Origin of the sequence: Prochlorococcus sp. MIT 1307, assembly GCF_034092395.1 — a bacterium.
In the GTDB taxonomy this organism is placed as follows: Bacteria; Cyanobacteriota; Cyanobacteriia; order PCC-6307; family Cyanobiaceae; genus AG-363-K07.
The window spans coordinates 335,707-357,999 of the sequence record NZ_CP139301.1; the positions used below are offsets into that span (position 1 = coordinate 335,707).

The window sequence follows — 22,293 nt, forward strand, 5'->3', positions numbered from 1 at the left end:
CTTATGAGAAAACTTAAAACAATTTTCTGGGATGTAGATGGTACTTTGGCTGATACAGAAATGCAAGGGCATAGGATTGCATTTAATCAAGCCTTTGAAAAACTAAAACTAAATTGGCACTGGGATGTTCCAACTTACAAAAGATTACTACAAATTCAGGGTGGTAAAAGTAGGTTAAAATATTATAGTAAATTAAAAGGTATAAGATTAGATGACGACATAATTAAACTTCTACATAATATAAAACAGTCATATTATGAGCAAGCTATAAATACTGGCAAAGTTCCCCTAAGGATAGGAGTTAAAAATTTAGTAGAAGAGCTTCAAAGACTGGAAGTCAATCAATGGATAGTTACAACTAGCGGTAAGAGGGCTGTACAAGCTCTTATAAGAGTTTCATTTGAAAACAATAGCCCGTTTGATGGGCTAACAACAAACGAAGATGTCTTAAACCACAAGCCGCATCCAGATGCCTATATAAAAGCTATAAATGATAGTGGAGCTAAAGCAGAAAATTGTATTGCTATAGAAGATTCTGTACAGGGTCTCATGTCAGCAAATCAAGCGTCATTGCCCTGTGTTCTTACATTATCTCCATGGAACCAGCTGTTCACATCTAAAATGAAAAAAGCAGTTGCTGTTTTAAACCATCTAGGAGATCCGAAAATAAATTGTACAGTTTTTCATGGCCCATGTTGCATTAATCAAAGAGTTACACCAGAATATATTGAAAATTTAATTTCTTAGGTAGCGAATCAAATTTGCAAAATACACGGTTTCAAAAATTTCTAAACAAGATTGGCCTATTTATATCAACATCATTTATAGGCCCATGGAGAAGGCGATGTGTAGGTTTAATTAGCTTATTATTGGGATATTATTTAGGTAGTCATATAACTGTATATTTTCTTGAGGAGTATGGACAAAGGCCACTAGTAGTTCTTATAATGATAATCTTAATAGAAGCATTGATAAGAGTAAGAAGTCGTATCAAGAGAACACCATGGCCAATATTTTGGCTTGCTTTAGATAATATAAGGGTTGGTACTATATATTCAGTAGTTTTAGAAGCATTTAAACTAGGTTCATAGTTTTAATATCTTAATTTTACTAAATCAATATTATCAAATATCAACATCAATATCTTATTAATCCTGATGTATGTTAATTAAGCCTCACTAGTTAAGTATTATTGACTCTGAAGCTGGAAGTCAAATAATTTAGTCATCATCTTCATCGCCTTCATCCATAGGGTATACGAAGCCTTGGGCTCGACCACTTAAGACAGACTTACCAAGTGACAAAGCACGTTCTGCTGCTGTAGCTGCCTTTGCCTTCCATATGGCATGCCTTTGGTTACGTTTGCTTTTTGAGGTCTTCTTCTTAGGGACTGCCATTCGAACAATGTTTATTCCTATCCATATTCCATGTTTGTCATGCCTTGCGTCAAATCGTTAGGCTTAGTACTAGATAACTCTTCTCAAAGCTTTGTAGAGTTAGCATCTTTACTTGAAAACGCTAACCAAAGCCAGTTAAAAGGTTTGTCTCTCGAAATTCGTAAACCATTCTTTGGCAGCAAATTTAGTGACCTTAAGATCAACCTTCAAACCTAGCTATAGCAAGCTTCTTAGCGATATAGAAGCGGGTATAATTGAATCGCTTACAATGGTTCCTGCCAGAAGAGAAGTCATAGTTGTATATAAAGATGGCAGTTCAGCTAAAGTTCCTATACTTCAAAACGATCAATTAATTCTTCAGACAGCAAAGTCATCAGATACGCAATTAACCGTAAAAGACATACGAGGGGAGCAAGCTATAGCATCATTTGCTGGGAATTTTGCAATAGTGATGATTTTCATAGTAGGGCTTTCTATTCTTATTAAACGATCAGCAAAAATAGCGAATCGAACAATTGGTTTTGGACGTAGTCAGCCAAGAATGAAATCTCAGGAAGACCTAAATATTCGATTTGAGGATGTTGCTGGTATTTCAGAGGCTAAAGAAGAATTATTGGAAGTAGTAACATTCCTAAAAAGGCCAGAAAAATTAATAAAGTTAGGTGCACAAATACCGAAAGGAATTCTCCTAGTAGGCCCACCTGGTACGGGTAAAACATTATTAGCAAAAGCTATAGCTGGTGAAGCTAATGTTCCGTTTTTTTCTATAGCTGCATCGGAATTTGTTGAATTATTTGTGGGTGTAGGAGCTAGTAGGGTCAGAGATCTATTTAATAAGGCAAAGCAAAAGTCACCTTGTATTATTTTTATCGATGAGATTGATGCAGTTGGCAGACAAAGAGGGGCAGGTATTGGTGGGGGAAACGATGAAAGAGAGCAAACTCTTAATCAATTGTTGACAGAAATGGATGGATTTACAGAAAATTCTGGTGTTATTCTTTTAGCAGCAACTAATCGGCCTGATGTTCTCGATTCGGCCTTAATGCGCCCTGGAAGATTTGATAGAAGAATTGAAGTTTTACTACCTGACAAAAATGGGAGGCTAGATATATTAGCTGTCCATGCAAGAAGTAAGCCTTTAGCTAGTAATGTTTGCTTAAACAAGATAGCCTTAAAAACACCTGGTTTTTCAGGTGCTGATCTTGAGAATTTATTAAATGAATCTGCTATAGTTGCGGCTAGAGAGGAACATAAAGATATTAATGATAAACATATAGACAAAGCATTAGAGCGAATTACTATGGGATTGTCAACCTCTGCTCTTCAAGATTCTTCTAAGAAAAAATTAATTGCTTATCATGAAATTGGTCATGCCTTAGTAGCAGTATTAACACCCTTAGCAGATAAGCTTGACAAAGTTACTCTTCTACCTAGAGGTGCAGGAATTGGAGGATTTACTAGATTTAGGCCTGATGAAGAAATACTTGATTCTGGCTTAATATCAAGAGGTTATTTATATGCAAAATTAGTTGTAGCACTTGGTGGCAGAGCTGCCGAGATTTTAGTTTTTGGTCAAAGTGAAGTTACTCAAGGTGCTTCATCAGATATAGAGAGTGTATCCCAAATAGCTAGAGAGATGGTAATGACTTTTGGATTTTCAAAGCTCGGCCCCATATCACTTACTGAATCAAGGAATGAGGTTTTCCTAGGAAGGAGTCTAATCCAAAATAAATTAAATTGTGCAGAATCAACAAGTAAATCTGTAGACGAGGAAGTTAGATTCCTCGCAAAGAGTGCATTGGAAAAAGCTATCAGACTATTATCATCACGTCGTGAACTAATGGACCAATTAGTTGAAGCATTGATAGAGGAGGAAACATTAAGTTGTGAGAAATTTCTTTCTTTAATAGGCACTACTGAACTAACAACTAGTTAATTATGATCTATACATCAGTCTTATGTAATACTTCATCAGAATCATGAAAAGTAGTCTTAAAAAATTATCTATTTACTTCTCTTTGGGTATTTTTACAACCTTATTAATTGCCAATTTACATATTGAATGGCTTTGGTTTGAACAGTTTCAATTACAATCCATCTTTGTCAAACGAATAATTCTCCAAATTAGTTACTTTATAGTTGGAAGTTTAATTTCATACTTAATGATAAAATGGCAATTACATTGGAAAAATCATTGCTACGGAGAAGACAATAGCCAACAAGAGAATCAAATAAGAGGCAAAAATTATGGTTGCTCCTTGATAATAGGATTATCTTCAATAGCTATCTCATTAATATTAATGTTTTTAGTAGCTTGGGTTTCTATTGTAAATCCATTGACAACTCCATATTGGTGGACATATATAGTAAATATAGACCAAACAGTTACTTTTGTAACCTCGATTCTTAGTTTTACACTTCTTTTACTTCTCATTAATAGAAAAGGAGTTCTATACCTTCAAACTATTTATTCAATATTGTTCATAACTATATTTACACGCTCATGGGGAGTCTGGTCCCTTGCATTGAATATTTCACCAACTGGTATAAATGAACCTCTCTTCGGTTCTGACATAAGCTTTGGATTAGCAATATATCCAGCTTTGGTATTTGTATTTACATTAATTACTCTATTATTAACCTCAACATTAGGTCTATCTGGTTGGATATACCTAACATCAATGAGTAGATTTTCTGACTGGGCTGCCCCTATATTATCCGAAAGATCTAAGAACCTGCTTAGGCCAATAATTGCCACATTAATTCTAAACATTCTTTCAATAACATGGCTATCTAGACATCAATTTCTTTGGACTCAGAGGGGAATTGTTCCTGGAGCCGGTTGGTTAGATATTCATTTTAATATTCCATTAAGAGTTTTATCCTCATTGTTTTTGATTTTCTTACTAATCAACCTAATACCTATTAATTATAAGAGGAAAAAAAACATAAGAATTATATCTACATTTCTATTTCTTACCAGTATAATAGGCGAACTAATTCTTACACCTATTTTAGAGTGGATAGTAGTACGTCCGAGAGAACTGAAGTTAGAAAGTCCATATTTAGAAAGAGCCATAAAGGCGACAAGAAATGCATTCCAATTAGATTCTATAAAAACTAAGTTAATCAATCCAAATTCTAGGATCACAAAAAGAGATTTATTATTAGGAGAAAGCACACTAAAGAACATACGTCTATGGGATAGTCAACCTTTGCTAGATACCAATAGGCAACTTCAGCAATTAAGACAATATTATAGATTTACAAATGTAGCTATAGATAGATATCGACTAAAAAGTAGTTCTATTGATAGGCAACAAGTCATGATTACAGCAAGAGAACTAGATCATAATCAGTTACCTAAAAGTTCCAGAACCTGGCTAAATAAGCACTTTGTATTTACTCATGGATATGGGTTTACTGTAAGTCCTATTAATACCAAAGCTCAGGATGGACTACCAGAATATTTTATTAGTGATTTAGGCGAATCCGCCAAAATACAAGGTAGTAAATTTTTGAATATCACTAAAGAAGATGTAAAGAGTTCATTACCAATTGGAAAAGCAGCTATTTATTATGGAATGCTGCCATCTTCTTATGTGATTGCACCCTCAAATATTAAAGAGTTAGATTACCCTCAAGGAGACAAGAATATCTTCAATCACTATGAAGGCAAAGGAGGAGTTCCCCTCCGTAATCTTTTACAAAGATTAAGTGCGGCAATATATCTAAAAGAACCACGACTTCTAAATACTGGATCTTTGACACCAAATTCTAAGCTGTTGTTAAAAAGAGAAGTACGACAAAGGGTAAAAGCAATTGCTCCTTTTTTAGATATAATAGGTGAACCTTATTTAATTTCAATATCAATACCAGAAACATCAAAGGACTTCGATAATAATCAAAAACAATATTGGATTGTAGAAGGCTATACAAATTCTGTTACTTATCCATATGCAGCAAAGCTTCCTGATGGCAACCCAATTAGATATATAAGAAATTCAGTAAAAGCTGTTATTGATTCCTATAATGGAAGTATTCAGATGTATATAAGTGAGCCTAAGGATCCCTTAATTAAGGCATGGAGTGATATCTTTCCACGCTTATTTAAACCAATAAATGAAATGCCAGTAGAAGTTAAGGAACATCTAAGAGTACCTATTGAGTTGTTCAATCTACAAGTTCAGCAGATACTTCGTTATCATGTTACAGATGCTCGCACTTTTTACAATGGTGATGATTTATGGCAAGTTCCAATGGAGCTTTATGGGTCCACTGAAATACCAGTAGAGCCTTATCATATAACTGCTCAATTAGGTGATAATAATGCTTCAGAATTTCTACTTTTACAGCCATTAAGTCCATTAGCAAGACCAAATTTAGCAGCTTGGTTAGCGGCCAGAAATGACGGAGAAAACTATGGAAAGTTGGTACTTCTAAAATTTCCTAGTGATACAACTATATTTGGTCCTGAACAAATACAAGCACTAATCAATCAAAATCCATCAATTAGTCAACAATTCAGCCTATGGGATAGAGCAGGTTCAGAAGTAATTCAAGGAAATCTCCTTGTACTGCCTGTAGGTGAAGCATTACTTTATGTTGAACCAGTTTATCTGAAAGCTAGTATGGGGGGATTGCCCACACTAACAAGAATTGTTGTTAGTGATGGGAAAAGAATCTCAATGGCTGAAACTCTATCTGAAGGAATTAAGGATTTATTGAATCAATTTAATAATGAGGAGGAAAGAAGGTGAAGGTAAAAAGCCTGGAAATAATTTCCCAGGCATAATAAATCTATCTTTATTCAATGGTACTAAAGAATTCTTTACTGCCTACAGGGTCTGGCTTCATTGTTTTATCACCTGGAGTCCAGTTAGCTGGACAAACTTCATCTGGATTTTCTTGAACGTATTGAAACGCTTGTAAGACTCTTAAAGTCTCATCAACATTTCTACCTACAGGTAGATTATTGATTGTGGAATGCATTATTACACCATCAGGATCGATAATGAAAAGGCCACGAAGAGCCACACCTTCATTTTCATCTAAAACATTATATGCTGTTGATATTTCTTTTTTCAGATCTGCAATCAATGGATAGTTAATATCACCTAAACCTCCTTGATTTCGTGGTGTTTGCACCCAGGCCAAATGACTAAACTGACTATCGACTGATACCCCTAGTACTTCAGTATTTTTAGAACTGAATTCTGTATATCTGTCACTGAAAGCAGTAATTTCAGTAGGGCATACAAATGTAAAGTCTAGTGGATAGAAAAAGAGTACTACGTACTTACCTTTGTATTGAGAAAGGCTTACTTCCTTAAAATCCTGATCGTAGACAGCTGTAGCTGTGAATTCAGGTGCTTTTTGGCCTACACGAAGGCAAGTGTTGTCAGTCATGAAAAAAGAGTTGTGAAAGGTGGGTATTTCGACCTTACTAGGGTCTTTTTGGTATCTTTATGACTATAGTTAGGAACTTATCACGTAAACTGGTCTAATAGACGCAAAGTTACCATCAGCTCATAGAGCTGAGAAAAGACTGTACACAACGAGATGGTACATTTTATGATTTGGGACAATCAAATTCAAAGGAGATTCAGTAGCACTAGCCATTTTAGATTGCTAAACCAAGTACGGGGTGAGTTACGTTCACAACCCCTAAATAGAGATCCGCAAACTCATACTCTGAGTATAGAAGCTAAACCCTCGCCTTCATATAATTTAAGAGATAGTAAAAGGCACTCCTATACGCAAATAAGCATGAATTCAGACATATCTGAAAAATATGAGTCAGAGATTGAAAGCAATAAAAGGTCATTCCGTGATCGTCTAAATTCAATAGACATGAAGTAGCTCAGACCTACAATATTTTTATTAAGTTTAGCTGATTAAAATAGTAAATGTAAATTGAATTATGCTTATCAAATTTACAGTTTAGTATAATTGGTTTATTATGAATGTATTTGTTAGAGATAACTATAAATAGATTTTTAATAGTAAATATCAGGGTTGCTTGCTTATTGCTTATGTCTGTGGAGAGACTTGAACTCTCGACCTCAGCGTTATGAATGCTGTGCTCTAACCAGCTGAGCTACACAGACTATACTATTATTCTATTATAAAGTGAGCACTTAGCAACTGATATCTTTTAAATATATTCATATTTGAACATTGTTCATGATATATGTATTCTATTGTACTAATAAGATCAAAAATGGTTTTCTATTTAAAAATAGTACGTTATGTTGTAGAACGTTTCTTAACGTTTAATAAATTTGATTTAAAATTAAAGAATTATTTATTAATATAATTTCAGAAATAATAATTATTTTAATATTAGTACAATTCTAATGACTTACAATTACTAATGAATAGTTTTAATGACTGTATTGGATTTTATTTACTATAATAAGTCTAAATTTAAACAACCTTCATAAGCTGCTATAGCAACTGCACTTGCTAAATTTAGACTTCTTACTCCTAAGTTAGTATTTGGATCAACTCCTCCTGGCATAGGTATTGACATGATTTTATGACACATACAGCGAGTGGTATCAGGCAATCCAAGGTCTTCTCTTCCAAAAAGTAAAATATCTCCTAGAGTAAATTTTAATTTATCAAGAGTTGACTCTGCAGACTTGCTAAAGCCTATTAGCCTATTTGAAGATGATAATGATTGATTGAATAACTCAAAGTTTTGATGTACTGTAATGTTCATATATGGCCAATAATCTAGGCCAGCACGTTTTAGAAACTTATCTTCTATACTAAAGCCTAATGGCTTTATTAGGTGCAATGGAAGATTGAAAGCAGCACACGTTCTAGCTATATTTCCTGTGTTTTGAGGAATTCTTGGTTCGAAAAGTGCAACACTTAAAGGGTATGTATTTGTATAGTTTTTCATGAGATGGGGACACTTATCTTATGTAAATCAATAGCTCTTCCTTGGACAACTAACCAACTCTGTTGAGAATAATTTTCGAGTTCTTGAGCTAAAAGTCCAAGTCTATCTCTAAATAATCCACCAAGTCTTGTTGGTGGAACTACACCCCAGCCAGTCTCTTCAATAACTATGATGTAATGTTTATTATGATTTCTAAAATTCATTACAAAATCTCTAGATTTATTACTCCAATTTATATTTTCTTCATTTATGTGTAACGAGACAAAGCCACCTAAAGAGTCAAAAATTATATTCCGGGAGGATAGTTGAGTTAGTATATTTTCAGATTTTTTTGAATATTCTAATAGTTGCCACTCTTTAGGACGGCGTAGCCTGTGTAATTTTATACGTTGATGCATATCAGCATCAGTGATATTATCTACAGCTGTGGCGACATATGTGATGTCTTTGAAATTATGTATTAGTTTTTCTGCCCATATACTCTTTCCGCTGCGACTTGGACCTGAAACAAGAATTTTTAACGGTTGCATTAATTGATTATGCTCTCCTGAAAATTGTCCTTCCTTCATCGAAATTTATACACACTTTGCCAATTATAATAAATATATAAACAAATTATAATTTTTTTATATATTTATTATAATCAAAACACGATTAAAGCAACTTATAAATTATTGAATTTAAGTATCGTAAACTAATTTGGAGTTATAATAAAAAGAAAAGTTTTTATATGCCAATTACAGCTAAGTCTTCCCTAATAACCGGATTAATATTTTTGATGTTGACAGTACTTAATGCCGTTCTAGCCGAAAAAATAGATCCTAGTTTTCAACGAGCCGAAGTTTTAGCAGGTTTGGCTTCTATCTGTTTAATGCTTGTAGCTTTTTTGTGGACAGATGTTAAATCAAACAAACAATCCAGAAAAATCAATAATTCAGAGCAAGGTATTTACATTGATAAAAAATTAAACAATAATATTCGAAAAGAATTAGCTTGGGGAAGTCATCAATTTCTAACTGCAACTCCCGCTATAACAATACTTGTATATTGGGACAACAATGTAATTATTCGCAGAGGAATAATAAGTTCTAGTATCTTTAATCCAGGAAAGATATGCTTAAAAGCTCAGGAAAGTAACCAATTAATATCTCTTCCTAATACAAAACTCTTCCCAGGTAGATATGAATTTGATTCCGTTTTAGTAGGCCTATCATGTGTATTAGTCTATCCACTTAAAGATAGGGGATTGGTAATATTAGGTGGATTAAGTGAACGATGCTTTACTAAATCTGATGAAAAATGGGTAATTGGATGGTCTGACAGGTTGACAGAATTATTAATCAATTCGACTCAATAATTTTTAAAGATTTGATTAGATTTCTAGGTCTTAGTATTGTTCGAACTCTTTTTTTAGTTGATATAAATTGAACCCTCTCGCTTTTTGATTTGACTTTTAGTGGAGATAAGTTATTAGTATCTATGTTAGTTGCTTCTATTAAATTTTTATTTGAAGAATTTATATGCATATCAACCTTACAATAATCTGCTTCAGTTATAGCTAATGTTGGTTTCTCTAATCTACAGCCATAAAGATTAATATACTTTTTCAAAGTATTACCCTTAAGAGATTTAGCAGTTATTATAAAATCTTCTTTTGCTTGCTTAGTAATACGTTGTCCGATAACTTTTTTTGAACTATATATCTCTCCTGACTCTATATTCCAAATAGGATCTATACTTATAATTGAGAATTTATCACTTGATAGGGATAGAAAATTATCTGAAACTATAAGGAATTCGGTTTTTCCTTTAAAAGAAACTAGATTAGAAGGTATATTAAGTATTAGTTCCGACGATTTTATAGATGAATTGTTCGAGTAGATAATTGGATTCTGGTTAATCTGAATAGTATTTTCTTTTACGTTCCATGTAAGAATATCTCCTGTAATTAACATGTTTTTTTTATCAAGTTGTTTTAATTGAATATTTCCTTCTAGTAAAACTAAGTTAACATTATTTAAAGAGGTTAATGTATCGGCTATAATATTAAATTTAGGCTTGTTGGAGGAATAAAGTTGTAATAAGGTTTTTTTAGCTCTTATCATCTTAGTATCTCTTTGAAAACGTGCTTCTGGACTTGTTAACTTCCATTCTATTTCTCCATTTACTTTAGTTCTCGTTAAATCTAATTTATTAAATTCAAATTCTGTGGATTTGTTATTACTAATAATATTAGTGGAGCAGCCAGAGAGTAGTAATAATGCAGAGTTAGTTATCAGGCTATTAATGGTATAAAAGATTTTATTTCTCATTGTGTATTCCTGTTTCAATTTTAGTGATCAGTGGTTCAGGCTTAGGAAGAATCGAGCCTTGTTTGAGAAGACCCCATTGTAGTTTTGTTTGCCACTCCTTATAATCAGATTCACAAGAAAGTTGTGTTAATATTTTACTACTTAAGTTAGGAACCAATGGTGTAAGCATAACACCTATAATCCGAGCAGTTTCTAATACCTCATAGATTATCATGGCTACCTCTTTTGTTTGCGATTGATCCTTTATTTTTTTCCAGGGCTCTTGCTCATTTATGAATACATTCGCATACTTCGCTAAATTAACTATCGATGATGATGCTTCATGAAATCTTAAATATCGTAGATTGGTACGTACTATCTCAATTGAATCTAGTGATTTAGTAGCAAGTATAGAATTATCACTCAAAGAATAATTAAATGATGGCACTGAATTGTTGAACCATTTTCTAGACATAGAGACTGATCTATTTAGCATATTTCCAATTGTATTAGCTAAATCATTATTCACTAAATCAATAAAGCGTCTTTGCTGGAAGTCGCCATCATTACCAAATTGTATATCACTTAAAAGAAACCATCTAATAGGTTCGTTGCCATAAGTTTTCAACAACTGGGTTGGGTCAAGAACATTACCAAGAGACTTACCCATTTTTCTTCCCTCACTAGTTAAAAAACCATGTCCAAACAATTGCTTTGGAACTTCTAAGCCAGCTGATATAAGCATAGCTGGCCAATAAACTGCGTGGAACCTGATAATATCCTTACCTATTACATGAATTGAAGCCGGCCATTCTAGCTGATTCAATCGCTCAATGTCTATTTCATAACCGTCATCCAATATAGCTGTTAGATAACCTAAAAGAGCGTCAAACCATACATAGAATGTATGACCTTTAAAACCTGGTACAGGTATACCCCAACTTAAATTAACTCGAGATATAGAAAAGTCCTTAAGACCAGTTTGTACAAAATTCCTTATTTCGTTAGCACGAGATGTGGGAAGAATAAAGTCATTATCTGCGATAAGATCTTCTATATGAGACTGATACTTAGATAATCTAAAAAAAAGATTCTCTTCATCTCTCCATTCGAGTTGCTTTTGATGAATTGTACAGAAGGGTTTATTATCTTCTTCTATATCCTTATCTTCTTCTACATCCTTATATTCTTCACAGCCAACACAATACCATCCTGTTTGATGTCCTATATAAATATCATTAGAGGACTTAACCCGACTAAAAAACTGATTGACAAGGTTTTGGTGATTTTTGCTAGTAGTTCTAACAAACCTATCATAGGTTATATGCCAGCTCTTCCATTGATCAATATAACTTCTGGTTATTTGATCACAGTGCTGTTGAGGATTGGTATGAAGTGATTCAGCTTTACGCTGTATTTTTTGACCATGTTCGTCTACACCTGTAATAAATATAACTTTCTCACCCTCTAGTCTATGAAACCGAGCTAAAGCATCACATGCTAATGTTGTATATGTGCTACCCAAATGGGGTTTGTCATTTACGTAATAAAGTGGAGTTGTAATTACAAAGGACATTACGACCTTAAATTGAACTACTAATTCAATTTAAATTTTAACGAGATTATAAGCATAATTTTATAATGATCGCCAGTTTACAAAAGGGCATAGTGTTGCATACTGATTTGTCGATCTGTTTGAAAAAAAGCTGTAGATTTATTTAACAAGCTTAAATGATAATATCTTGGACGAATCGGGTATATCATTAAAAATAATCTCCAATTTATCTCCTATATTCCATTCTCCTAATGAATTTAAATGGCAAGCCAAATCCATTTCTAATTCTTTAAAATACAATAAAGTTACTCCTTGAGTTTTGCTTAGTCTTCTTAAGAAGAAAGTCTGCCATATTTTCTCTTTATTTTTTAAGAACCAATTTCTCTGGGAACTTAATAAATCTTCTCTCATTATGTCTATAGATTGCTTATGACTTATCATTAATGATGTCAATATATCTGAGATTTCTTCTTCGGAATAAATAGACATTTTATCCAATGTGCCAAGTACTTGCCTGTGTACCAATAGATCTGTATATCTTCTAAGTGGTGAAGTTGCTTGAGAATAGCAATCTAGTCCCAGACTAAAATGATAACCTGCTTTAGTACTAGTAGTAGCTTTAGGTAAATTCTGTTTTATCGAAGAGTTTAATATAGCCAAATGATGACTTCCTCTTATTAAACTATTAGTATTTCTGGTTCTATGTTGAGATCTGAAAGGGATAGGTATAGACATTTTTTTGGCATATTTAGCTACTATTGTTCCAAAAAGTATCATACTTTCGCTAACTAATTTTCTTGACATTGAAGGCTCAGTAATTTGTATGATTTGTTTGCCTTCTATAACTTTTAAGCGACCATATGGTTGTTCTAAAAAAATGGCTCCATTGACTTTTCTCCATTCTCTCCTCTTGTTTAATAAGTTTGATAGTTCTGATAGATCATTCTCTTCTGGAGGGGCATAATCGATCAGTTCATTTGCTTCATCATAAGTTAAATTATATCTAGGGCTTATAAACCCTCGTTGAATATTATAATTTAGAATATTGCCTTCATTATCCAATTCGATTGATATACTCAAAGTTGCTGTTTTTTTACCAGCTTTTAAACTAAAATTATTTTCCACTAAATCCCTAGGTAGCATAGGCTGGGTAGTGGTAGATAAATATATACTAGTAGATTTTTTTCTTGCTTCTAAATCAATTTGACTATTAATTGGGATGAATGTAGATGGATCAGATATATGAATCCAAACTATCCTTCGACCATCTTTAATATCTAAAGATATTGCGTCGTCAATCTCGAATGTTTCATGATCATCTATTGTATATGTTTTTAAATGTGTTAAATCTAGTAGTTTTTTATTTAATAGTAATTGATTGCATCTTTTGTTGTAAGCATCTTTACTTTCTAAAGATGTAGAAAATATTTGGGAAGTTAATTCAATATTTAATTTTGACTCGTATTCCAAATTTAAAAGGTTAAATCGATTTATAATATGTTTCTAGCCTTCTGGGTTGACAAATGGTAATAGTGCAACAATTCTAGCTCGTTTTACGGCTGTAGTTAAGTCTCTTTGCTGCTTTGCAGTAAGTCCAGTAAGACGTCTTGGCAAAATTTTTCCACGATCTGTAATAAATTTCTTTAGGAGATCCACATCTTTAAAATCAATAGGATCACCAGGTTTGATAGGTGAGAGTTTTTGCTTGAAAAAAGAGTTTGACATTGGTAGGCGAACGGTTTTGTTGTTTTAAAGCTGCAAGTTCATTTGATCTCCTTATGAGGAGTTGATTTGTTGCAGTGGGTGCAGAACTTTTTGATTTCCAGCCGTTCGGTTGTATTCCGGCGGTTCTTCTCGGTGGTGTATCTAGACACTCCAGGAGAGCGCTTGGCGGGATTGGACCGGCATTCAGTGCACTCAAGAGTGATCACGATCCGGACGCCCTTGCTTTTTGCCATAAAGGACGTAACGCCGCTATTGCGAAGCGTAATTAGAAACAAAGATCTTACAAGCCCACAGGTCCATAGCAAAATACACCTATTAATTCGTAGGATCTAGACCTATTTCTTAGGGACCCATGAGGGTTGCATTGTCCTGGCTAAGGGAAATGGTCAATATCCATATTCCACATGAGGAATTGGCCGAGAAGCTATCAGTAGCTGGTTTTGAGGTCGAATCAATTGATGACCTTTCATCTTTGGCAAAAGATGTTGTTGTCGGATTTGTCGAAAAAAAGGATCGGCACCCCAACGCAAGCAAATTGAGTGTGTGCAAAGTCAATTTAGGAAATAACAAAATAGTTCAGATAGTTTGTGGAGCAAAGAATGTACGAAGTGGTATTCATGTTCCAGTTGCCACTATTGGATGCCATCTTCCCGCAAAAGGATTGGAAATTAAAAAAACAGAAATTAGAGGTGTAACTAGTGAAGGAATGATATGTTCTCTAGAAGAACTAGGCAAAGTTTCAGAATCAGATGGCATATGTGTTTTAGAAGAATTAATCAATACAGTTCCGAAACCAGGAGAGCCAATTTCAGGATTAATTGGACTTGATGAGACAATTATTGAATTAGCAATAACCGCAAACCGTCCAGATGGGATGTCAATGATTGGAATTGCTAAGGAAGTATCAGCTATAATAAAATCTGAATTATTGATTAATACATTAGAGCCAACTATTATTTTCGAAAAATACAAAAATATTAATTTATCAACTAAATCTAAAATTTATAGCATCTCTTTAATTGAAGGATTAAACGAAAATAAAAAATCAGATAGTATTATTCAAAGAAGAATTGAATCTGCAGGAATTAATTCTAAAAATTGCATAGTTGATATAACTAACTATGTAATGCTTGAACTAGGCCAACCATTACATGCTTTTGACGCTGATCGACTAGAAGAAATCACACAAAAAGTTGTGGATTACGAAAGCTTTGATATGAGAGAGGCAAAGGATGGAGAAAGTTTTACTGATCTATTAGGAGTAAATCATAAACTAACAAAAGAAGTAACATTAATAACATGTCATAATAAAGCGATAGCTATAGCAGGAGTTATTGGAAGCAAAGATAGTGCAGTAAATACCGAAACAAAAAGGATATGGCTAGAATCTGCTGTGTTTTCACCTACTACAGTAAGAGCATCATCCAGATCTGTTGGAATAAGAAATGAATCAAGTAGTCGATATGAAAAGGGTGTTGCTAATGAGTTGACATTAATAGCAGCAGAAAGGGCCATAAACCTTTTAAGTAAAACTATGAATTGTAAGCTCATTAGTAGTAATTACTGTAGTAATAATATAAATACAAAATTAGAGATAAAACTCAGAAAAAAAAGAGTACAAAAGTTGCTTGGTTTAGTGAAAAATATTAGTGAAAATGGTAATTATATGGTAGATTGTAAAGGTTCTAAAATAGAAAATGATGGAGAAGAGCTATTTAGGGAGTTGAATGAAAAAGAAATAGAAAGCTCCTTAATTAGCTTAGGTTGCATATTAAAAACTATAAATGATGGATGGATTGTAGAGGTACCACCACTACGGAAAAACGATTTAACAAGAGAGATTGATTTAATAGAGGAAATTGCAAGGGTAATTGGATTTGATATGTTTAAAGTAAATTTACCAGATCCATTAGTACCTGGTAGACTAAACGCAAGACAAAAAACTGAGAGAAATATAAGAGATATACTTTGCTGTTCCGGATTACAAGAAGTAACTACATTTTCTCTTGTAGGCAAAGATCCAGATCAATTAAATATGGTTGAAATAAGAAACCCTTTATTAGTTGAAACAAGTAATTTGAGAACAAATCTTTGGGAAGAACACTTAAGGGTGTGTGACAGAAATCTTAAATCAGGAAAAAAAGGTGTTTGGATATACGAAATCGGCAAAAGATATAAGATGCATGATGATGGTATTCAAGAGGAAGGAATTTTAGGAGGAATAATTTGTGGTGAGAATAGGCTTGAGAAATGGAATACAAATGGGAAGGTTAAAGGATTAAATTATTACGAGGCTCGTGGTAAGTTAACACAAATGTTTATGAGGCTTAAGCTTAATGTCGAAGACAGAGTAATGATTGACCAGGATAATATCCTACATCCAGGTAAATCAGCAAATGTTATATTGGAAGGAAAGGTACTTGGAAAGTTTGGACAATTACATCCTTCTATTTCTGACGAAAAGGATTTACCCAAAGATACCTATATATTTGAGATATTAATTAAGCCACTTATTGATGCAGCGACACGTAAAAACAAACTACTTGTATCATTTAAGGAATATAATACTAAGCCCTTTTTAGAAAGAGACATCTCCATGATTCTACCAAGATCGTCTAATTCATCAAAGGCAATAGCCATTATTAAAAAGGAAGGGAAGCCTCTTTTAGAAACAGTTGAATTGATAGATAGATATGAGGGAGAAAATTTAAAATCAGATGAATGTAGTCTAACCTTTAGAATGAGGTATAGAGATGATAATAAGAATTTAACTGATACTGATATAATTCCAACTCTCGAGAAGATTAGAAAAGTGTTGGCTAATAAACTTTTAGCTGACTTAAGAAGTTGATCTAACTAATATTGCTAGGGTTTCAAGATGCGTAGTATGTGGAAAAAAATCTATAGGAAATGCGGTATCAAGAACATAAGAGTTATTCAAACAAATTAATTTGATATCTCGTGCAAGAGTAGAAGGATTACAACTCAAATAGGCTATTAAGCTAGGCTTCTTATCTTTTATAATATCTACTACATTCTTCTCCAATCCCTTTCGAGGAGGGTCAAGTACCAAGCCACAGTTTGCATCAAGTACTAAATCTAAAATTCCTTTAACATCTCCACAGAAGAACTTACAATTCTGAATGTGATTAATTCTAGCATTATATTTAGCTTGGATAATAGATTGTTGATGAATTTCAATACCAAAGATATTATATCCCAACTTAGATAAAGGTAATGAGAAGGTACCTACACCACAATAGCAATCAACAATTGTAGTGATGCCTGACTGATTAAATACTTTTAGTAAATTATGTATTATGGCTTCAGTTTTTTTGGTATTTAATTGAAAGAAAGTGGTTGTTTTCAAGGCGAACCTTAGTCCACATAAGCTTTCCATTAATCTATTTTTTCCAATCAAGGTGATTGTTTTATCTCCAAAAATTACATTATTATCATTAGGTTGAATATTAGCAGTAACACCAACAACATTTTTCCATCTATTAAACCATAGATCTGCTAATTGTTTAAAAACTTGAGTTAATTCACTATTAGATATAAAAGTGAGCAATATCTCTCCAGTGTTTACACCTATACGTAGGGAAATATGCTTTAAACATTGAATATCAGTATAAAATTTAGAATAGTTATTTAAATAAGAATTTAGATCCGACTTAATACTAATAATGAAATGATTGATTCTTGAGTCAAGTACTAAACAATTATCTGTATCAACAATTTCGTGAGTATTACGTCTATAATAACCAAATAAAAGTTTCCTATTTGACGTTAAGCGAACAGGTATAATAGCCCTGTTTCTATAATCATTTATCTGAACATATTCCTTATATCTATAGTCAATTACAGGATCATTTATTTCCGCTATTCTAATTAGAACATCTTTGAGATGCTTTGTCTTTAAATTCCATTGTTCATTGATACTAATATGTTGAATTGAGCAACTACCGCAATCATCAGCTACTGCACAAGGTGGTTTTATTCTCTCTGGTGAGATATTAATTATTTGTTTTAACTTGGTAAACCACCTAGAACCATGTCGATATGTAATCTCCACATTAGCTATTTCGCCAGGTAATAAGTCAGGAGTAACTAGTAGCCATTTGTTCCATTCCGACAAACCAAATCCGATATTATCTATGTCTTTGCAAGTAACTAAGACTATCTTTCCTGGCTTTGGTAGATTTGAAGAAAGCTTTGATGGCATTATTGGCTATAAAAAAAATATAAAATCGATTTAAAGCTATATCTCATTATAGTTTTTTTATATGATTTACGAACTTTACGACTAAAAGCAAGTATCGCAGGTCTCAGAATAGACTAGACATAGGTCTATGTCTAAATACTTTCTAAGACTAATGAGAATTAAATGGATAAATTGATTAAATCGAATGCCGAACTGGTAAGAAATCCTTGGCTCACTAGTCTGATGCGAGTCTTAATTCTAGTCTACTTATGAGTGTAATTTTAGACTTACGAGATCAAACTTTGATCTTTTTAAACTTCATTAGAAAAAAAAAGAAAAGTAGGATCAATGGCATAGGAGGCCAGCGAGTCAAATTTGAAGCAACAACTTCTTTAGCTTAAGACGAGGATAGTCTTAACAGTCCCAGTAGAGACTTATATATAGTCTATTAACAAGACTAGTATAAGAAAATTGATTATTATCGAGCATTAGTTAAAGCTAAATTTCTCTTCTGAACTACGCGTAACTGTCTATATGACAGTTACGCTTCTACAAGAAGCATTGCTATCACTAAAGTTTAAAAACGGTAAAAAATATTGGACAAAGAATGGACCAAGGAAATCTTATAATTTAATTTGCAAGGGCGATGAGTTAAAAGGTATATAAATTTAAATTTTTAATTTTTTATTGTATTAGTTAATAAGGTATAGAAGTTTTTTTATAAGCGACTTGTCGAAAGAAGCAAAGAGTATCAATAATCTACCATGAGACCCAATAGGAGTCCTACGCTAAGTCTCTAATGACACAATTGAGATTAGTCCTGCGTTCTGTATAGGTCTTTTAGTAATTGATATGCTTCATTTACTCTTCTCATTGATTCTGTAGAGCCTCCTGAATCAGGATGTACCTCCATAGCTTTAGATTTATATGAATCTCTTACCTTAGATAAAGTAAGAGAAGCTCCAGCTTGAGTTGGTAAATCTAAAAGTTTCAAAGCACCATGAACTGTCATAGTCGACTCCAATGTTTGAAATGAAGTAACATTTTTGTTCCTCTTGAATTTATTTACGAATCTGCGAATAAGAGTTGGTATCCTGCTGGTTATAGTTTCTGCTGAAAAAGGATCTTCTAATAAACCAGCTATTACGATGATACTTTCTAAGCTTGGCTTCTTAAATTTCCAAAAAGGACAATAATCCTTTAAAAGCCTATTGGCTGCGCTCCAGGTAAAAGGTAACCCATCAGTATTCTCTAGCCCTGGCCATATATCTCTTGCTAACCATAGCATTGCAGCTTCTATTACATTATCCTTAGGTTCATTGCCATAAAGAGTTAGCCAGTGATCAATCGAAGCTTTTAGGGCTTGATTAACCTGATCATAACTAATTGTATTGATCACATTTTCCTCATTAAAATAAGTTTTTTCATGGTTGCTTAGGCTAGTTTTTAACTTATAAGTTCTTTTACTTACAAACCCTGGTAGATCTATTCCTTTATTATTTGTATTGGTTAAGTTTTCATTATGTAGTGGTTGAGAATTTACACTTCTAGATTTCTCATCTATTATATCTTGAGGTTCTTTATTACTTGGCTTTATTAATACTAATGCCTTATTTTCATTATATCTAGATGTGGGACTATTAAAGGAATTAATATTCTTTTGATTACTAATATCCTTTTGAATATATATAGGATCTTGATTATCAGGTAATATCTCCTCTAAGAGTCTCTTTAAAACATCACCCCTGCCTCTCAAACCCCACTCCCTTTTAAGTTGATCTAAGCGTTCAATATCGTTATTTGGAAGGTCCACGGAAATGCGTCGGGATGTCAAATTATTTTCTGACACAGCATCAAAGGGACTTTTCACACTATAGGGCTAAATGAATATAAATGAGATAAGAGTAATCAAAAACATTATAAGGTTCATTTTCTATATTTATTAAAGTTTCAAAAGACTAAACAAGAGATAAATAATTTAAAGCATCTTTAAATATTACTTGATTTCTGGATGTGGAGTAATTTGAAATTTGAAATTTACATACTGTATACCTATATATAGATTTTACTTATAATATTGATAAAAAAAATTTATCTAGTTACATTAAATGTTTTGCTTAGAGCATTAAGTCCACAATTAAACCAGAAATAGTATATATTTATATTAGTTGAGGAATTTAATGTGACTAATGATTCTTGCAGTACTAAGATTAATTATTCAAAAAGACGAAACCGTTATCAAAACAGGAAGCTCGAGTTATTGAATTATATAAAAGATTCTCTAGAAAGACGGCTTGCAGCAATAACTGCTTCTATTTCTACACTTGAAAATCAAATTGAACGAGATAATATCAAGAACATGTCGAATGAATCTGATAAAGATTAATGTAGAATAGTATTTAGTTAGATTCTACAACCTGTTTTAAGAGATATTCCGGTCCAAAAGTATTTAGCCACTCTATATCTGACTCGTCAGTAGCTAGTAAATATCCGGCAAAACCCAATGCATTTAGATTAAACCCTTTTATTTCCTCCCTGGACCTAATAATTAGAGCGAACCAATTCTTGCAAATTAACAAATTATATGCTTTTAATGGTTCCTTATTTTCTATAGGATTTCCCAAGCCCATTGTTTTGCAGCACATCAAATATTTTTGATAAAGATTGTCAGATGAAAATTCATTCTGATTAATTCTCAAAACTAACGTGCTTCTAGAAATGGAATCCTTGCTTTCTAAGTTTAGATTTATATAATTTTCAAACCATAAATTTCTAGGACATACTACTTCGTTCTGACTTCTTCTTAAGAGTTGTAGGTGTCTATGGGGTTGACTAGCTCCAGAGATGGGCGAGCTATTGAAAAACCAAAGACCAGAAGTATTATTTTGTACTTTTTCTAATGCTTGCAAATCATTTAATGTTAGCCATCCTTTTTGGGGTTCCCAACTTTTTGTAATAAGCAACATATGACCTAATTGTACTGGATACTTGTTTAATATAAGTTTGTGTTTATGACCAATATCAGCAATAATTAAATTATTATCTGAAGGAAGAAAAGGGTTCATTTTAGGACCCTCTTTATTAAGGTGAGGTGGACTTTTTGATATCAATCTTCTCAGTTCAAATTTAAAGTCTTCGAAATGGTAAACATTTATTATCTTGGTTTCTAATGGCAATAATGATTTGTTTTTTATAGCAATCTTTGTCCTGTCTAAAGCGGTACTCCAATAATCTATATGATTTGATTTATCCAGAGAATTTTGCATAACTGAATAATGACTTCATTACTCTACCTATACGAATACTTATTTAGAGAGGAAGTAAAAGAATTTATAATATCAGTTAAATATATTTATTAGTTAAATTTTCTTTTTACGTGTTATGACTTAATTCGCTTTTTCATGGCAAAAGCTTTTGCCAGCCACCTCTTAAAAGTTGCCTGAGCTCATTTGTCATAACCATGACGCCAAAGCACCTATAAAAGAATTAGGGGCCTTCCAAGGGCTTTTAGGAGTGTTTGATGGCGCGGACATGTCCTCTAGCCAACTGACCAGTGTTTATTTCAAAACTTAATCCATTGGCTCAAATCAAGAAAACCGATCTATCCCCATAAATCCCAAGCAAGTATTTTTGCTAGTAAGGAGGTCATGCTCTTGCACTTTCTTTGTCTAGGAATCTGAATAAAAAAAGACATGAAACATTATGAATGGTTTGGGTATCGAAACTTTTTCTTTATGCTTACAAATGAGAAAAAGTCTTGCTGCCAAAGGCTTTAGAGCATTTGAAAGGTCCAATAGCGCTCCTTGGGGTTATAAATTAGTGCCACATTCTTGTAGAACATGGTTGACGGATACAGGGGGGAAGGGGTTAAACGTCAATGAGAAATATCTCCTCAATGGATTGGGAGTTCACTGAAGACGCAGCTTTCCTCGCTCTATGCGATGCCTTTCGCGAGAGTGGAGAAACCTCTGCAATCGAGTTTCTAGCAAATGGAGAGGGTGCTTTCCATTTTCAGGAACTAACACAAAATGCCGCTGGTGAAGGAATTGATCTAGGCGACTCGGACGCATTAGATGAATTCCAACAAAATGTCATTGATACTATGGAAGCACTCTGCAAAGATTAAAAAAAAACCAATTGCAAAGTGAGCTAAAGCTCACCTCAAAAAATAATGCAATATTTTATATTTAAAGAATACTACTTTAAAA

General features: G+C 33.1%; 20 protein-coding genes and 1 tRNA gene. 8 read left to right on the forward strand and 13 right to left on the reverse strand.

The genetic code is table 11. From position 1 onward, the window contains the following. Positions 1–3: 3 nt before the first annotated feature. Together SOI82_RS01840 and SOI82_RS01845 are read left to right on the forward strand one after the other, a co-directional pair. Complete coding sequence (locus tag SOI82_RS01840) at positions 4–747, forward strand: HAD-IA family hydrolase (RefSeq protein WP_320667692.1); 744 nt, start codon at positions 4–6, stop codon at positions 745–747. Positions 748–869: 122 nt separating this feature from the next. Beyond that, on the forward strand, positions 870–1,091 hold the full coding sequence (locus SOI82_RS01845; RefSeq protein WP_320668449.1) for a DUF565 domain-containing protein: 222 nt from the start codon (positions 870–872) through the stop codon (positions 1,089–1,091). 129 nt (positions 1,092–1,220) lie between these two features. Here SOI82_RS01845 and rpmF read toward each other — a convergent pair whose 3' ends face one another. Beyond that, a complete protein-coding gene (gene rpmF, locus SOI82_RS01850; RefSeq protein ID WP_320667693.1) occupies positions 1,221–1,397 on the reverse strand; it encodes a 50S ribosomal protein L32 in 177 nt (58 codons plus the stop codon). Positions 1,398–1,584: 187 nt separating this feature from the next. On the opposite strand from rpmF, the gene ftsH reads away from it, so the two are divergent. Both ftsH and SOI82_RS01860 read left to right on the forward strand, forming a co-directional pair. Next, a complete protein-coding gene (ftsH, locus tag SOI82_RS01855; protein WP_320667694.1) occupies positions 1,585–3,333 on the forward strand; it encodes an ATP-dependent zinc metalloprotease FtsH in 1,749 nt (582 codons plus the stop codon). Between the two features lie 43 nt (positions 3,334–3,376). Continuing rightward, positions 3,377–6,157 (forward strand): UPF0182 family protein, encoded by a 2,781-nt coding sequence (locus SOI82_RS01860; protein WP_320667695.1) that lies wholly within the window; start codon positions 3,377–3,379, stop codon positions 6,155–6,157. A 46-nt stretch (positions 6,158–6,203) separates the two neighbouring features. Here the strand turns inward: SOI82_RS01860 and SOI82_RS01865 are convergent, their stop codons facing one another. The 4 genes from SOI82_RS01865 to SOI82_RS01880 form a co-directional block, all read right to left on the reverse strand. Continuing rightward, on the reverse strand, positions 6,204–6,806 hold the full coding sequence (locus SOI82_RS01865; protein ID WP_320667696.1) for a peroxiredoxin: 603 nt from the start codon (positions 6,804–6,806) through the stop codon (positions 6,204–6,206). Positions 6,807–7,433: 627 nt separating this feature from the next. After that, positions 7,434–7,507, reverse strand: a tRNA-Met gene (locus SOI82_RS01870). A 302-nt stretch (positions 7,508–7,809) separates the two neighbouring features. Continuing rightward, a complete protein-coding gene (locus tag SOI82_RS01875) occupies positions 7,810–8,310 on the reverse strand; it encodes a tRNA (cytidine(34)-2'-O)-methyltransferase (RefSeq protein ID WP_320667697.1) in 501 nt (166 codons plus the stop codon). Further along, the gene (locus SOI82_RS01880) at positions 8,307–8,879 is read right to left on the reverse strand and encodes a bifunctional adenosylcobinamide kinase/adenosylcobinamide-phosphate guanylyltransferase (RefSeq protein WP_320667698.1); all 573 of its coding nucleotides are present in this window, start codon (positions 8,877–8,879) and stop codon (positions 8,307–8,309) included. The genes SOI82_RS01875 and SOI82_RS01880 overlap by 4 nt, the downstream gene beginning before the upstream one ends. A 161-nt stretch (positions 8,880–9,040) precedes the next feature. Here SOI82_RS01880 and SOI82_RS01885 point away from each other — a divergent pair, with 161 nt between their 5' ends. Further along, positions 9,041–9,667 carry a cofactor assembly of complex C subunit B gene (locus tag SOI82_RS01885; protein WP_320667699.1) on the forward strand — a complete coding sequence of 209 codons (627 nt, stop codon included), beginning with the start codon at positions 9,041–9,043 and terminating at the stop codon, positions 9,665–9,667. Here the strand turns inward: SOI82_RS01885 and lptC are convergent. The 5 genes from lptC to rpmG form a co-directional block, all read right to left on the reverse strand. Further along, on the reverse strand, positions 9,651–10,622 hold the full coding sequence (gene lptC / locus SOI82_RS01890; protein ID WP_320667700.1) for an LPS export ABC transporter periplasmic protein LptC: 972 nt from the start codon (positions 10,620–10,622) through the stop codon (positions 9,651–9,653). The two genes, SOI82_RS01885 and lptC, sit on opposite strands and share 17 nt — an antisense overlap. Next, positions 10,612–12,177: a methionine--tRNA ligase gene (gene metG, locus SOI82_RS01895; protein ID WP_320667701.1), complete on the reverse strand. Its 1,566-nt coding sequence runs from the start codon at positions 12,175–12,177 to the stop codon at positions 10,612–10,614. The genes lptC and metG overlap by 11 nt, the downstream gene beginning before the upstream one ends. A gap of 138 nt (positions 12,178–12,315) precedes the next feature. Further along, positions 12,316–13,626, reverse strand: a complete 1,311-nt coding sequence (locus SOI82_RS01900; protein WP_320667702.1) for a ribonuclease catalytic domain-containing protein — start codon at positions 13,624–13,626, stop codon at positions 12,316–12,318. Between the two features lie 33 nt (positions 13,627–13,659). Then, positions 13,660–13,881 carry a 30S ribosomal protein S18 gene (rpsR, locus tag SOI82_RS01905; protein ID WP_320667703.1) on the reverse strand — a complete coding sequence of 74 codons (222 nt, stop codon included), beginning with the start codon at positions 13,879–13,881 and terminating at the stop codon, positions 13,660–13,662. Positions 13,882–13,919: 38 nt separating this feature from the next. After that, positions 13,920–14,114: a 50S ribosomal protein L33 gene (gene rpmG, locus SOI82_RS01910; protein ID WP_320667704.1), complete on the reverse strand. Its 195-nt coding sequence runs from the start codon at positions 14,112–14,114 to the stop codon at positions 13,920–13,922. A gap of 119 nt (positions 14,115–14,233) precedes the next feature. Between rpmG and pheT the strand changes: the two genes are divergently transcribed. Beyond that, the gene (gene pheT, locus SOI82_RS01915; protein ID WP_320667705.1) at positions 14,234–16,732 is read left to right on the forward strand and encodes a phenylalanine--tRNA ligase subunit beta; all 2,499 of its coding nucleotides are present in this window, start codon (positions 14,234–14,236) and stop codon (positions 16,730–16,732) included. On the opposite strand, the gene rlmD is transcribed toward pheT, so the two are convergent. Next, entirely contained in the window at positions 16,721–18,106 is a 1,386-nt protein-coding gene (gene rlmD / locus SOI82_RS01920; RefSeq protein WP_320667706.1) for a 23S rRNA (uracil(1939)-C(5))-methyltransferase RlmD, read from the reverse strand. The genes pheT and rlmD overlap by 12 nt on opposite strands. Before the next feature lie 793 nt (positions 18,107–18,899). Next, a complete protein-coding gene (locus SOI82_RS01925; protein ID WP_320667707.1) occupies positions 18,900–19,934 on the reverse strand; it encodes a molecular chaperone DnaJ in 1,035 nt (344 codons plus the stop codon). Positions 19,935–20,267: 333 nt separating this feature from the next. Here SOI82_RS01925 and SOI82_RS01930 point away from each other — a divergent pair, with 333 nt between their 5' ends. Continuing rightward, entirely contained in the window at positions 20,268–20,471 is a 204-nt protein-coding gene (locus SOI82_RS01930; protein WP_320667708.1) for a hypothetical protein, read from the forward strand. Between the two features lie 13 nt (positions 20,472–20,484). On the opposite strand, the gene SOI82_RS01935 is transcribed toward SOI82_RS01930, so the two are convergent. After that, positions 20,485–21,351, reverse strand: coding sequence for an ATP adenylyltransferase (locus SOI82_RS01935; protein ID WP_320667709.1), 867 nt, complete (start codon positions 21,349–21,351; stop codon positions 20,485–20,487). Between the two features lie 629 nt (positions 21,352–21,980). Here SOI82_RS01935 and SOI82_RS01940 point away from each other — a divergent pair. Next, a complete protein-coding gene (locus tag SOI82_RS01940; protein WP_320668450.1) occupies positions 21,981–22,211 on the forward strand; it encodes a hypothetical protein in 231 nt (76 codons plus the stop codon). Positions 22,212–22,293: the final 82 nt, after the last annotated feature.